Below are 13,218 nucleotides of genomic sequence, written 5' to 3' on the forward strand. Positions count from 1 at the left end.
CTGGTATCAAATTAATTTCTTACCTGCTGTCTCCAGTAATTCAAAATATCCTGCATTGTTTCTTCAAACTTTATTTTTGGTTCCCAGCCTGTTGCTTTTATAAACTTGGATACGTCAGGAACCTGCAGAGTCACATCAGACTTACGCAGAAGCTTCGGATCTACAACTATCTCTGGCTTTACATCTGTCATTCCAAGTAATGTGCCGAGCATTTCCCTGACAGTACATGTATGAGTACCTGCAATATTATAAGCTTCACCGGGAATACATTTCTCGGTAAGCATCCAGTATGCTTCCACCATATCTCTTATATCAAGGAATGTACGAACAGATTCAAGATTTCCCACATAAATAGTATTATCCTTCTTGACTCCTGCTTCTATCTCTGCAATCTGCTTTGCAAATGAAGGTGCTACAAAAACCTGTTTGCTCCTGGGACCAGTATGTGTAAAGGATCGCGTTCTGACTATTTTTAATCCGTAAGTAACATGATATTGATATGCAGTAAGATCTTCAGCCACCTTACTCACTCCATAAGGACTCTGTGGTTTAAATGGAGTATCTTCATCTATCGGCAAGTCTTTTTCTTCGACCTGTCCATATACTTCTGATGAAGTACATACATGTATTACCGGATTACATCCCGATTCCAGTACTGCTTCAAGCAGGCTTACCGTTCCAAAAACATTTGCCCTGAGTGTATCTATCGGTGCCCTGAAGCTCATAGGTACATAGGACTGTGCTGCAAGATGAAAAATTTTATCCGGCTTTACTTCGTTAACCGCACGATAAATTGAATGAGGATCACCAAGATCAAAATTTATTAAATTTATTTTATCCATTATTGGTTTAATATCCTCCAAAGGGCTATTCCACCTTTTAAGTCCAAAAACATTGACTTCCGGCTTTTTTGCAAGGTATTCGGCCAGATAGCTACCTGCAAAACCAGTTACTCCTGTAATCATTACGTTCATTATAAAACTCCCCTTTTTCTATAATTTTACTTTTATTATAATTTTACCTTTTATTGTCTAATAATAGGTATTTTTGAAATTAATTGAAATAGTTATTGTCTATTTTTAGCAAGGCATGGTGCATAAAGTGTTTTATTATGTCTATAACAGAAAATTTTATAGAAGTATAAACCCTTATTTTTTAAGTTATCTCCATATATTCCGATAAATTTTATATGATTTAGAGAAGCTATTTTTTAATAAATAAAAATTGGCTGGATAAGACAAGGTGAAATATACCTTATGTTATAAAACCTATATGCATTTATTAATACAATATAGACAATAAATGGACAGTTATAGTCATAATTAGCTAACTTATATTCCTGTTTTTGATATTATTTCCATAATAAAACATTTTTAATAAGGAGTGGAATTCTATATGCTAAAAGTTGCAATTGCAGATGTTTCTTCTGAATCAAGAGATGATTTAAAACAATTATTATCACAAGTTAATAACATAAGCATCATTGGAGAGTCAGACAATGAAGAGGGGCTGCTTAAAATTATCAGTACCTTCAAACCTGATGTTCTGTTTATTGAGATTGAATTACATGAAAGTTATGGAATTGATGTCGCCAAAAAAATTAATATGCTTAGCCCTTTGACAAGCATAATATTTATGACCTCACAAGAAAAATATCTTAAGGAAGCTTTTGAAGTATATGCTTATGACTACCTGATAAAGCCATTACAGCTACAGCGTATTATTCAGACTCTTAGCAGAATTAATAATTTTGAAGCTCATAAATCAGCTCCGATCTCAAAAGATATATCCACAAAAACTCCTGATGTTTTGAACAAAATATTTATTGAAAGTGAAGGGAGAAGCTATATGGTTAATATTCCCGATATCATCTTTATTACACGTTATAATAGAAAAGTCCTTTTAATCACTGAAAATCAAAGTTATTCAATCTGGTCCTCCATTGAAAACCTTGAGAAAAGGCTACCCGAAAATTTCTTTCGTTCTCATAAAGGTTATATTATAAATTTAAATTTTATCAATGAAATAAACCTGATGAGCAAAAATACCTATCAGGTTTATTTCCGTGACTGCAGCGAAACAGCTTTAATGACCATGGATAAAAGTAAATTGCTGAAAGAAAAGTATTGCTTATAAATAGTTTCTGCTCTACTTTTCTCTCATAACTCATAGCTTTAAAGTTTCTACTGCCGTTTTTGCCCATTTTGAATCCATAAGCATAGCTCTGCCAACACCTATAAGGTCAGCTTTATTGTCAATCAGCAGTCTTTCGGCAGCCTTAGCATGGGTAATACCTCCTGTCAGGATTATTGGCAGAGCAACAACTTTTTTAATTGCCTCACTAAGTGGTGCAAAATAGCCCTGTTCGGTTACACCAGGTATTGTAAAACCCAATAGTCCACCGGATATACTTAAAATATTCACCCCGGCCTTTTCAAATTCTGCTGCTGCTATAAGACTATCCTCGATAGTAGTCCCTCCTTTGAGATAATCAGCAGCACCCAGCCGCAGCGAAATTGTAAAATCCTTTCCTACAACCGAACGTATCATATTTATTATTTCTAAATGGATACGTATACGGTTGTAGACATCTCCCCCATAGTTATCCGTACGTTTATTTATTAACGGAGAATAAAATTGATTAAGAAGAAACCCGTGTGCCGAATGTATTTCAACACCGTCGAACCCCGCTGCTTTAACTCTGCCGGCAGCATCACCGTAAATCTGAACAAGATTTTCTATCTCCTGCCGGCATAGCTCTCTCACGCTATTATCTGAAAAAGCTGAAGGTCCCACAGGTATTGTGCCTATCTCTTTCTCATTGGCTTTGCCTCCTGCATGATTAATCTGCATAATACATTTAGAACCATTACTATGTATGGCATCAGCCAGCTTATTTAAGCCCTCAATCATACTGTCATCTGTAATTGAAAGCTGTCTCTTGTCAAATTTCCCTTCTCTGCATATATAACTGTTCTCAACAATGATAAGCGAAACATATCCTCCTTGAGTCTTGTCCTTATAGAAATCAAGCATTTCATTTGTAACTTTACCGTAGGCATCCGCTTTATCCGTAACCAGCGGCGGCATAACCAAACGATTTCCAAGTGTTAAATTTCCAACCTTTAATGGCTTAAGCAAATAATTCATGGCAAAACCCTCCCACATACTACTATAAACAGTTTAAAGTTTATTGACAGCTTTAGTATAATTTGAAAGATACCATACCGGCAATACCTTTCATTTACATCCGATTAAGTCAATTACTATTTCCAAAGGATATCAGTAACGCGTATTATTTAATATATTATTTTATAATCTTACTGCATCTATATTGCTGTTTTTTATCTATTCAACTTTTTTTGTAATTATATTACATAAATGCATATACTTGTATTTTTTATCACTATGTTATATTATTTTAACATAATACTAGTAGATTGTAGAGTGTAATCAGATAAAATCAGTATATCTGTTAAATCACTGGTTTTAGTACTCTGTAACCAACTAAATCATAATAACATTAAGGAGTCAAGCTTATGGAAAGCATTTTAAACAGCATTTTTACTCGAAGAAGTATACGCAAGTATACTAACCAGGCAGTACTCAGTGATTTGATACAAACACTTCTGAAGTCAGCAATGAGCGCTCCATCAGCCTGCAATCAGCAGCCCTGGCATTTTCTCGTTATAGACGACAGGAACACATTGAATAAGCTTTCAGCACACAATTCGGGCTATTCAATGCTAGAAGAAGCGCCTCTGGCAATTCTTATCTGCGGTGAAATCGAGGTGGCAACTTTAAAACATTTTTGGACACTGGATTGTGCAGCAGCAACGGAAAATCTGATTCTTGCAGCACATGCCTCTGGTCTGGGAAGTGTATGGCTGGGTGTATATCCCGAGGAAGACAAGCTTACATACATAAAGGAAGTCCTAAATATTCCAGACCACATTACACCCTTCTCTTTAGTATCAATTGGATATCCTGCTGAAACAAAGGAGTCCGAGAATAGGTATGATGAAGACAAAATTCATTACGGCAAATGGTAATCTTCTTGTGCCAATCAACAAAAAGGCGTCGCCTTTTTGTTGATTGGCAGCGCCTTCATGTTACTTCACTTTATTTTATTGTTTCTGCTACAGCATCTGCTGGCCGAGCTGAACCATAGAGTATTCCAAAATATGGGATGCTTTAATTCTTCATATTTCAAATCCACACTCCTACGCAAGGAGCGACCAAGCAGCCCTGTTACTCCCCATTCTCCATCACAATTTCAATCCACGCTCCTACGCAAGGAGCGACTAGCAATACATTGATATCAGGAGTTATTGCCACATTTCAATCCACGCTCCTACGCAAGGAGCGACAATTTAATTGGTAATTTTATATCGTTTACGGCATATTTCAATCCACGCTCCTACGCAAGGAGCGACGATTACCCAGGTTTGATACCAAATGATCTCAGTATTTCAATCCACGCTCCTACGCAAGGAGCGACAGCAAAACTAAACAGAAACTATAAGCTTCCATTGTATAAATTATACAATATTTTCAAAATGACACAATACATTTTATTGCTGTCCATCAAATAAATTACAAAACCCCTTGAAATTTCGTCAAAAATAAGGTGCGAATGTACCTGACTTTTAATGTCCGCTTCACATTCGCACCTTATTTGATCCTGAGCTGCAATCGTTCTATCCTGATAAAACAAGCTGATGAACAGCCCAAGAGCTAAAAATATCATCAGCTCTATTTCTTTCTCAATATGGTAAAAGGCAGAACCTCCTGCTTCATAGGCATGTATACTGTCATCTGCGCATGGGGAGCGGTTCTGATGCTTTCGCCCTCCTCATTTTTCATAGCCTCTATAGTCTGTATGAAGTAATCCTTCCTTGGAATCACAACTTCGATTTCATCGCCCACTATCATCCTGTTTCTCTGCTCGATTTTGGCGATTCCCGTTTCTTTGTCATATTCCAGCACCATACCCACAAAGTCATATTCCCTGATATATGAGCTGGTGTGATAAATCTGGTCCTTTTCTGTAGTCTTGTTGAAATAAAAGCCGGTGGTATACTCCCTGTGGCTGGCCTTGGACAGTTCCACCAGCCACTGGGGATCGAAGGTGTAATTTTCCGGATCGGACATATAGGCATCTATAGCCTTTCTATAAGCGCTTACGACGGTAGCCACATAAAAGGAGCTCTTCATCCGCCCCTCTATTTTGAAGCTGAAAATTCCTGCGGCTATAAGCTGAGGAATATGCTCTATCATGCATAAATCCTTGGAGTTAAAAATGTAAGTACCTCTTTCATCCTCATACACCGGATAGTATTCTCCCGGCCTTTTTTCCTCCACCAGCGAATATTTCCAGCGGCAGGGATGGGAGCATGCCCCCTTGTTGGAATCTCTGCCGGTCATGTAATTGCTCAACAGGCAGCGTCCCGAATAGGATATGCACATGGCTCCGTGAATAAAGGCTTCAATATCCAGTTCCTCCGGAGTCAAAGCAGCCATTTCACTTATTTCCTCAAAGGATAGTTCCCTTGCCACAACTACTCTTTTAGCCCCCAGCCCATACCAGAACTTTGCACTTAAATAGTTGGTATTGTTGGCCTGGGTACTTATGTGTATCTCCATACCGGGCGCTGTGCTGCGCACCATGGTGAAAACGCCCGGATCGGATACAATTACGGCATCCGCACCCAGACTGTCCAACTGCTGTATATATTCAGGCAAACCTATCAGATCCTGGTTATGAGGAATAATATTTACGGCCACATAAACCTTGCAGCCTCTCTCGTGGGCAAAATCCACCCCCTGCTTCATATCCTCCGGCGAAAAGTTGTCCGCCGAGGCCCTGAGCCCGAAGCGCTGCCCACCGATGTAAACAGCATCGGCACCGAATAAAATTGCCATTTTGAGTTTTTCCAGATTTCCTGCAGGAGCCAGCAGCTCAATTTTTTTCATAGGTTCTCCCGTTTTCTTAGGTAGTTATCCATCTGATTTTTCATATTTAAGTATTATTTAAGTATTATTTAAGTATTATTTAAGCATTATTTAAGTATTAATACTAATTTTTCATTTTCATATTTTTGGTCAATCCATGTTTGGCCTTTTGTTTTAAGTCTTTTGTTTTTTAAGCCTTTCGAAGATTTTCCGACTTTTTATTCCAATCCTTAATTTTTCTTGCTGCCTATACTAACCTGCTGCGCTGATTGGTTTTTAAGGCACGACTTAAAAAAATCCACCCTTCTATTCCACACCTTCTATTTCCTGTAGCTCAGTGCCACCCCGTCACCAATGGGAATAATGCTGGTTTCAAAGCTCTCATCCCTGCAAAGCTCTTTAAGGAAGCTTCTCATGCGGGTAACTATGGTCTTTTTCCGCCTTACCACCAATTCATCGGTTGCAATCATGCCCTTGTAAAGCACATTATCCGACACCAGCAGGCCTCCTTCAACAAGCATCCTCTTGCTTTGCTCCAGAAATTCACTGTACTGCCCCTTGGCAGCGTCCAGGAAAATCATGTCATACTGCTTGTCCAGACACTCCAATACCTCAAGGGCATCTCCTGCTATGACATTGATGGTATCCTGAAGGCCTGCGGTCTTTATATTTTTCCTTGCCAGCTCCAGCATCTGCTCATTTCTTTCAATTGTGTCTATTTTGCCCCCGGGTTTTAAAAACCCCGAGAAAAGTATGGCAGAATAGCCTATTGCCGTTCCCACCTCAAGAATTCTCAACGGCCTGTGCAGGTTTCCAAGCACCTTCATAAGTGCAGCCACCTCCGGCTGGATAATAGGAACATGGTTCTGGGCCGCATACTCCTCAAGCTGTGCCGGCAGTCCGGTGTTTGGCTTTATGGTAGACCGGATGTATTCATTTATATATTCGTAATTTATCATGGTAAATATCCCTGAATTTTTAATTTTTTTAACTGCTATTTAACTCAGCACTGCGCTGTTACCTTTTGGTGTTGTTGCTCCCTGAATCCCCTTGATGCGTGCATTTTGACAGGGAACCAGATGCATATACTCAAAAATTGGGGTGGCTTTATGCCACCCCAGTTTTTTATTTCGCCAGGCCGTATTCCTTCATGGCCTTTAAATGTTCAGCGTAGGTCTTGGTAAACTTGGTCGTTCCGTCACCCTTTGCGATAAAGAACATATAATCCGTGTCTTCATCGGGATACAACGCCGCATTTATGGAATCCATACCCGGAGAGCAGATGGGCCCCGGCGGCAAGCCCGGGTGAATATAAGTATTGTATGGACTGTTTATAGTAGTATCCTCATATGTGAGCTTTTCATGTACCTTTCCTTCAGTATTCAGGAAAACATACTGGATGGTGGCACAGGACTGCAGCTTCCTGAGGGTGGTATCCTTGCTTTTCAAGCGCTTGTGGAATACTGCTGAAACCAGTCTTCTGTCGTTGCTGGTGTTGGCCTCTCTTTCTATGATTGATGCCAGGGTTATAATCTCATCCATTGACATGCCAAGCTCCTTGGCTCTATCGTAATACTCCTTGGTCAATTTGTTGTTAAAGTTCTGAAGCATGACCGACACGATGGTTTTTTCACTGGCATTCATTGCAAACTCATATGTATCGGGGAACAGGTAGCCTTCCAGCATAAATTCCCTGTCATTGAAATTCTTTATCTGCTTTACAAAATCATAATCATACTTTTCATACTTCATGGCGGAATCAAATCTGTCTTCAATTGCCAGGCCCTTTTTCACAAAGGTTTTCACAATCTGCTTGTAGGTAAGCCCTTCGGGAATAGTTATCTTGACGCTTTCAGGCTTGCTTATGAGAATATTCATAATGGTATCCAGTTCAAGTCCCTTTTTCAAAATGTGGGTCCCGGCCTGATACCTGCCGTCGTAACCGTTCAGCTTTGATACTATCTTAAATATCTGAGGCTTGTTTATAATCTCTTCATCCCCAAGTATTCCGGCTATGTCATTAGTATCCGAACCCATGGGTATTTCTACGGCAATGGCGCCCTCGGAAGTAGCGGAAATCCTTAAGGCTTCCTTGACAACATTATCTTTGGAGGACTCTACAGTACTGCTGTAGGAGTATATGGCCCCAACCGAAAAAACAAACAAAAACACAGCCAGACTGGTCAAAATGAAAGCCAGCTTCTTAAGTCCGGCACTGATAATGAAGATACCGAAAAACACCAGAACAAGTCCCAGAATGGTAAGAAAAGCATTCAAAGCCCCGTATTGAGCTTCATACCCCTTAAGTATGGTTCTTACATAATTCATGATATTAGGCACTGACAGGAATATTCCTATTATAACGGCTATTATACCAAGTGCGGCAACTTTCAATTTTCTACTCATCAATATGCGGCTCCATTCTATAAATCAAAAACATAGTGCACTTTAACAATACACGTAAACAATTTCAAAATATATTTTCATAATGTACCTGCATAAGGCACATCCACAATAAATACTATAATATTTTTTCAGGCATTTGTCTATAACTAGTGGTCTGTAACACCTAAAAGTCACATATTGCCGACGGTTAAATTCTGCGCAGGATTTCGTTGTCGTTCTTGCCAATACATACAGTATTGCCTTCGTCCTCCGCCTTACCCTGCAAAAATTTTCCACGCTGGCAATATACGTTTTAGATGTTACAGACCACTAGTGGTTCTCAGGAAATTATACCTGCCTTTCCGTGAAAAAGTCTGCTTTATGCAAAATAACCGCTGCAAGGCTGGGAGCTCTGCAACGGTAATTTTTTTTAACAGAATTATTTTTTGCTTCTGTCTTTTGCTCTCATTTCACTGTTCAGTATCTTTTTCCTCAAACGTATATTTTTTGGTGTCATTTCAACCAGCTCGTCGTCGGCAATAAATTCAATTGCCTGTTCAAGGCTTAAGTTTGTGGGAGGAGTGAGCCGCAAGGCTTCGTCCGAACCCGAGGCTCTCATGTTTGTAACATGCTTCTTCTTGCAGACATTTACCACCAGGTCGTCATATCTGGCATTTTCTCCAACTATCATTCCCTGATATACTTTCGTGCCGGGAGTTATAAAAAGAGTGCCTCTTTCCTGTGCGTTGTAGAGACCGTAAGTTACCGCCTCTCCATCTTCCCAGGCTACCAGCGAGCCTCTTTGCCTGGTTGCGATGTCACCCTTGAAGGGCTCATAGCTGTGGAATACGTGATTCATTATTCCATTTCCCTTGGTATCGGTCAGCAGCTCCGACCTGTAGCCTATAAGGCCTCTGGCAGGTATTTTAAACTCCAGCCTCATATAGCCCTGGTTGGCAGATGTCATATTGACCATTTCGGATTTTCTGGTGCCCAGTTTCTCCATTACCACACCCATATATTCCTCTGGAACATCAATCATCAGGTACTCGACAGGTTCCAGCAGAACTCCGTCTGCTTCCTTGTATATAACCTGGGGCTTTGAGACCTGGAACTCGTAGCCCTGTCTTCTCATGGTTTCTATCAATATTGAAAGGTGAAGCTCTCCTCTGCCCGAAACATTGAAGGCATCGGCGGTCTCAGTTTCTTCAACCCTCAAGCTTACGTTGGTTTCCAGTTCCTTGAACAGTCTGTCCCTCAAGTGCCTGGAAGTGACAAAGGTACCTTCTCTTCCGGCAAAAGGACTGTTGTTTACGCTGAAGGTCATTGACAGGGTAGGCTCGTCTATTGCCACAAAAGGCAGCGGATCAGGCATACCCACTTCACAGATTGTATCTCCGATGGTTACGTCTCCCACACCAGAAACAGCAACTATATCTCCGACTTTAGCCTCATTGGCCTCAATACGCTTCAAGCCTTCATAACAATATAGTTTCGTAATCTTGGCATTGATTACGTGGCCTTCCTTCTTGCATATTATAGCCTGCTGTCCGAGCTTTACGGAGCCTCTTTCAACTCTTCCTATGGCGATTCTTCCCACGTATTCATCATAGTCTATATTGGAGACCAGAAGCTGCAGGGTACCCGACAAATCACCCTTGGGTGCAGGCACCTTTTCAATTATCATATTGAACAATGGTTTCAAATCTATTCTTTCTCCGCCCAGGTCGCATACTGCAAAGCCTTCCCTGGATGAGGCAAATACCACGGGAAATTCCAACTGGTCGTCATCGGCTCCCAGTTCTATAAAGAGCTCAATAATTTCATCCACCACTTCATCCGGCCTTGCTTCGGGCCTGTCTATCTTGTTTACAACAACTATAGGCTTCAGGTTCAGTGACAACGCTTTTTTCAGAACGAATCTGGTCTGGGGCATTGAACCTTCAAAGGCATCAACCAGCAGAAGCACTCCGTCCACCATCTTGAGTACACGTTCAACCTCGCCGCCAAAATCTGCGTGACCGGGAGTATCTACTATGTTGATTTTTATACCGTTATAATTTACGGCTGTATTTTTTGCAAGAATGGTTATTCCTCTTTCCTTTTCCAGATCGTTGGAATCCATAACCCTCTCGGCCACAGCCTCATTTTCTCTGAAAATACCGCTTTGTCTGAGCATGGCATCCACAAGTGTGGTTTTTCCATGGTCAACGTGTGCTATTATTGCAATATTTCTTATATCCTGTCTGATATCCACAAAAATTCTCCTTCATAAACAAATGTAAAGCTATATATTTATATCAATAAATATCCGTCAAATATTTAAAAATATTCAGTATTATTACCTTTCAGGCGTTTTCCGGACAATAAACCCGGATAATATAAAAAAACCCCTACTAATTCTAATTTACCCGGCGCAAAATGTCAACCATGCATATTTAACGGATTTTGTCATTAGTAGAGGTCTTTTATACAGCAAATTAACAACCTGTTATTTTATTTCCACTACGGTAACTCCACTTTCTCCTTCTCCAAGCTTGCCCAACCTGAAGCTTTTTATATGCGGGTTATGCTTCAGGTGCTGCTGAAGACCGGCCCGCAGCGCACCCGTACCCTTGCCGTGTATCAGCGTAACCTCGCCCAATCCGGCAATACTGGCATCGTCAAGGTATTTGTCAACAACTGTAATGGCCTCATCCAGAAGCATGCCTCTCAGATCGATTTCCGTGGACATGCTGCGGGCTTTTGACACACCTATCCTTCCCATACCGGTTCTTTGCATTTGCTGGCTTTGTTCATTTACAAGCTTAAGGTTGGATATGTGAACATTGATTTTAATAATCCCTGCCTGTACCTGGCATTCACCATTTTTGTCAGGCACCGATAAAACAGTCCCCTTCTGGTTCAGGTTCACAATAAGCACCGTGTCACCGGGCTTCAGATTCTTGGGAGGCTTGACCAGGCCCTGCTTTGGCATTATAGCTTCCACCAGGGAATCCTCAAGGCTGCTTATGCTCTTATTGAGCTTCTGGCGCAGTTCCTCGGTCTGCCTTCTCACCTCGGCCTCCTCCTGTTCCTTTGCCAGCCTCTTCATCTCAGCCACGAGCTCTTCAGCCTGCCTCTTGGAATCCACCAGTATACGCCGGGCCTCTTCCCTGGCCTTCCGAAGCTCACTTTCCTTCTGTGCCTCCAGCCGGTCTTTCTGCTCCTCAAGACCCTTTTTCAAGCGCTCGGCTTCAAGCCGGTAGCTCTCGGCCCTCATTTTTTCCTTCTCGGCCTCACTGCGGTTCCTCTCTATGCTCAGGAGAATATCCTCAAATCTGATGTCCTCCTGGGACAGGAATTCCTTTGACCGCTCTATGATGTCCTCGGTAAGTCCCAGCCGCTTTGAAATTGCAAAGGCATTGCTCTTTCCAGGTACTCCGATTAAAAGCTTGTAGGTGGGCTGCAGGGTTTCAACATCAAATTCACAGGAGGCATTTTCAACACCTTCGGTGGATATGGCGTAAACCTTCAGTTCGGCATAATGAGTTGTAGCCAGAGTGGTGGCCCCCATCTGGTGCAGGCATTCCAGTATGGACATTGCCAGCGCCGCTCCTTCTGTGGGGTCCGTTCCCGCCCCCAGTTCATCAAACATCACCAGGGCTCTTCCGTTTACGTTTTTAAGAATCTCCACAATATTTTTCATATGTGAGGAAAAGGTACTCAAGCTTTGTTCTATGCTCTGCTCGTCTCCAATATCCGCATATACCTTTTCAAATATGCTCATCTCGGTGCCATCATTAGCAGGCACCAGAAGTCCGCTCTGCATCATAAGGGTAAAAAGCCCCACAGTTTTAAGGGAAACTGTCTTTCCTCCCGTATTTGGGCCGGTAACAATCAGCGACCTGAACCTGTCTCCGATCCAGAAGTCGATGGGCACTACCTTGTCCGGGGCCAGCAAAGGATGCCTCCCCTTCTTGATAAGGATTCTTCCCTCCTGGTTTATTCTTGGACATACACAATTCAGGTCGGCCGCAAGTCTCGCCTTGGCAAAAATAAAGTCCAGCCTTGCCATAATACTCATGTTTGCGTTCAACTGCGGCAGTATGAGTGATGCCTCCTGGGACAGCTCGGCCAGGATGCGTTCAATTTCCGCCTGTTCCTTTATTCTCAGTTGTTTTATGGAATTGTTGGCCTCCACCACCGCCAGAGGTTCAATGAACAGGGTGGCTCCGCTGGAGGAAGAGTCATGCACCAGGCCGGGAATGTCGCTCTTGTGTTCCTGTTTTACGGGAATGACATATCTGTCCCCTCTCATGGTCACAACAGCTTCCTGTATATATTTCTGATATTTGGACGAGCGGATAAGGTCATTCAGCCTGTCCTTTATAGAGGCCTGCTGGTCCTTTATCTGCCGCCTGATGGTATTTAACGCAGGACTTGCGTTGTCCGCTATTTCCTCTTCACTGATAATGCAAAGGTCTATTTTCTGTTCCAGCCTCTGGTTTGACTCAAGACAGGCTATTAATTCATAAACGGCATTTTCCCTGCCGTCGTCAAGCTTGTCATTTACATAACCTTTTAATCTTCTGGCAGCCCTCAACACTCCTCCGATTTTAAGCAGCTCTCCGGGATTCAGTATTCCACCCAGCTCAAGCCTTTTCAAACCGGGCCTGATGTCATTTATTCCGCCCAGCGGAGGCGAACCGCGCCTTAAAATACAGCCCACCCCGTCATTGGTTTCCGCCAGCAGCTTTTCAACGGTGTTGAAATCCGTCTGTGGCGCCAGTTCCGCCACAAGTTCCCTGCCCAGCTCCGAGGCAGTCAGACCTTTCAATTTATCTATAATTTTTTCATATTCCAGTACTCTTAAGGTTTTTTCATTCATAAGTCAAC

The 13,218-nt window shown here is 41.9% G+C and carries 9 protein-coding genes and 1 CRISPR repeat array; of the genes, 2 read left to right on the plus strand and 7 right to left on the minus strand.

Features of this window, described 5'->3' with window-relative positions:
• Positions 1-11 precede the first annotated feature (11 nt).
• A complete protein-coding gene (locus tag CLHUN_RS07475) occupies positions 12-974 on the minus strand; it encodes a GDP-mannose 4,6-dehydratase (RefSeq protein ID WP_080063963.1) in 963 nt (320 codons plus the stop codon).
• Between the two features lie 421 nt (positions 975-1,395).
• On the opposite strand from CLHUN_RS07475, the gene CLHUN_RS07480 reads away from it, so the two are divergent.
• Positions 1,396-2,136 carry a LytR/AlgR family response regulator transcription factor gene (locus CLHUN_RS07480; protein ID WP_080063964.1) on the plus strand — a complete coding sequence of 247 codons (741 nt, stop codon included), beginning with the start codon at positions 1,396-1,398 and terminating at the stop codon, positions 2,134-2,136.
• Between the two features lie 30 nt (positions 2,137-2,166).
• Here CLHUN_RS07480 and CLHUN_RS07485 read toward each other — a convergent pair whose 3' ends face one another.
• On the minus strand, positions 2,167-3,150 hold the full coding sequence (locus CLHUN_RS07485) for an NADH:flavin oxidoreductase (RefSeq protein ID WP_080063965.1): 984 nt from the start codon (positions 3,148-3,150) through the stop codon (positions 2,167-2,169).
• Positions 3,151-3,539: 389 nt separating this feature from the next.
• Between CLHUN_RS07485 and CLHUN_RS07490 the strand changes: the two genes are divergently transcribed.
• Positions 3,540-4,052 (plus strand): nitroreductase family protein, encoded by a 513-nt coding sequence (locus CLHUN_RS07490; protein WP_080063966.1) that lies wholly within the window; start codon positions 3,540-3,542, stop codon positions 4,050-4,052.
• Between the two features lie 155 nt (positions 4,053-4,207).
• A CRISPR array of direct repeats spans positions 4,208-4,501; the repeat unit is 32 nt; unit sequence ATTTCAATCCACGCTCCTACGCAAGGAGCGAC.
• A gap of 254 nt (positions 4,502-4,755) precedes the next feature.
• Here the strand turns inward: CLHUN_RS07490 and CLHUN_RS07500 are convergent.
• From CLHUN_RS07500 to CLHUN_RS07520, 5 genes are all read right to left on the minus strand, one after another.
• Positions 4,756-5,976 (minus strand): peptidase U32 family protein, encoded by a 1,221-nt coding sequence (locus CLHUN_RS07500; RefSeq protein WP_080063968.1) that lies wholly within the window; start codon positions 5,974-5,976, stop codon positions 4,756-4,758.
• Positions 5,977-6,275: 299 nt separating this feature from the next.
• Positions 6,276-6,914 (minus strand): O-methyltransferase, encoded by a 639-nt coding sequence (locus CLHUN_RS07505; RefSeq protein ID WP_080063969.1) that lies wholly within the window; start codon positions 6,912-6,914, stop codon positions 6,276-6,278.
• A 166-nt stretch (positions 6,915-7,080) separates the two neighbouring features.
• Positions 7,081-8,361 (minus strand): endolytic transglycosylase MltG, encoded by a 1,281-nt coding sequence (mltG, locus tag CLHUN_RS07510; protein WP_080063970.1) that lies wholly within the window; start codon positions 8,359-8,361, stop codon positions 7,081-7,083.
• Positions 8,362-8,779: 418 nt separating this feature from the next.
• Positions 8,780-10,597 carry a translational GTPase TypA gene (gene typA, locus CLHUN_RS07515; protein WP_080063971.1) on the minus strand — a complete coding sequence of 606 codons (1,818 nt, stop codon included), beginning with the start codon at positions 10,595-10,597 and terminating at the stop codon, positions 8,780-8,782.
• A 234-nt stretch (positions 10,598-10,831) separates the two neighbouring features.
• The gene (locus CLHUN_RS07520) at positions 10,832-13,210 is read right to left on the minus strand and encodes an endonuclease MutS2 (RefSeq protein WP_080063972.1); all 2,379 of its coding nucleotides are present in this window, start codon (positions 13,208-13,210) and stop codon (positions 10,832-10,834) included.
• Positions 13,211-13,218 lie beyond the last annotated feature (8 nt).

Source organism: Ruminiclostridium hungatei (assembly GCF_002051585.1).
GTDB classification, from domain to species: Bacteria; Bacillota; Clostridia; order Acetivibrionales; family DSM-1351; genus Ruminiclostridium; species Ruminiclostridium hungatei.

What these genes read in the sequence shown, in the direction of transcription:
- CLHUN_RS07485 (WP_080063965.1), bottom strand. Translation starts at nt 3,150, where the DNA reads ATGAATTATTTGCTTAAGCCATTAAAGGTTGGAAATTTAACACTTGGA.
- CLHUN_RS07520 (WP_080063972.1), bottom strand. Translation starts at nt 13,210, where the DNA reads ATGAATGAAAAAACCTTAAGAGTACTGGAATATGAAAAAATTATAGAT.
- CLHUN_RS07490 (WP_080063966.1), top strand. Translation starts at nt 3,540, where the DNA reads ATGGAAAGCATTTTAAACAGCATTTTTACTCGAAGAAGTATACGCAAG.
- CLHUN_RS07475 (WP_080063963.1), bottom strand. Translation starts at nt 974, where the DNA reads ATGAACGTAATGATTACAGGAGTAACTGGTTTTGCAGGTAGCTATCTG.
- mltG (WP_080063970.1), bottom strand. Translation starts at nt 8,361, where the DNA reads ATGAGTAGAAAATTGAAAGTTGCCGCACTTGGTATAATAGCCGTTATA.
- CLHUN_RS07505 (WP_080063969.1), bottom strand. Translation starts at nt 6,914, where the DNA reads ATGATAAATTACGAATATATAAATGAATACATCCGGTCTACCATAAAG.
- CLHUN_RS07480 (WP_080063964.1), top strand. Translation starts at nt 1,396, where the DNA reads ATGCTAAAAGTTGCAATTGCAGATGTTTCTTCTGAATCAAGAGATGAT.
- CLHUN_RS07500 (WP_080063968.1), bottom strand. Translation starts at nt 5,976, where the DNA reads ATGAAAAAAATTGAGCTGCTGGCTCCTGCAGGAAATCTGGAAAAACTC.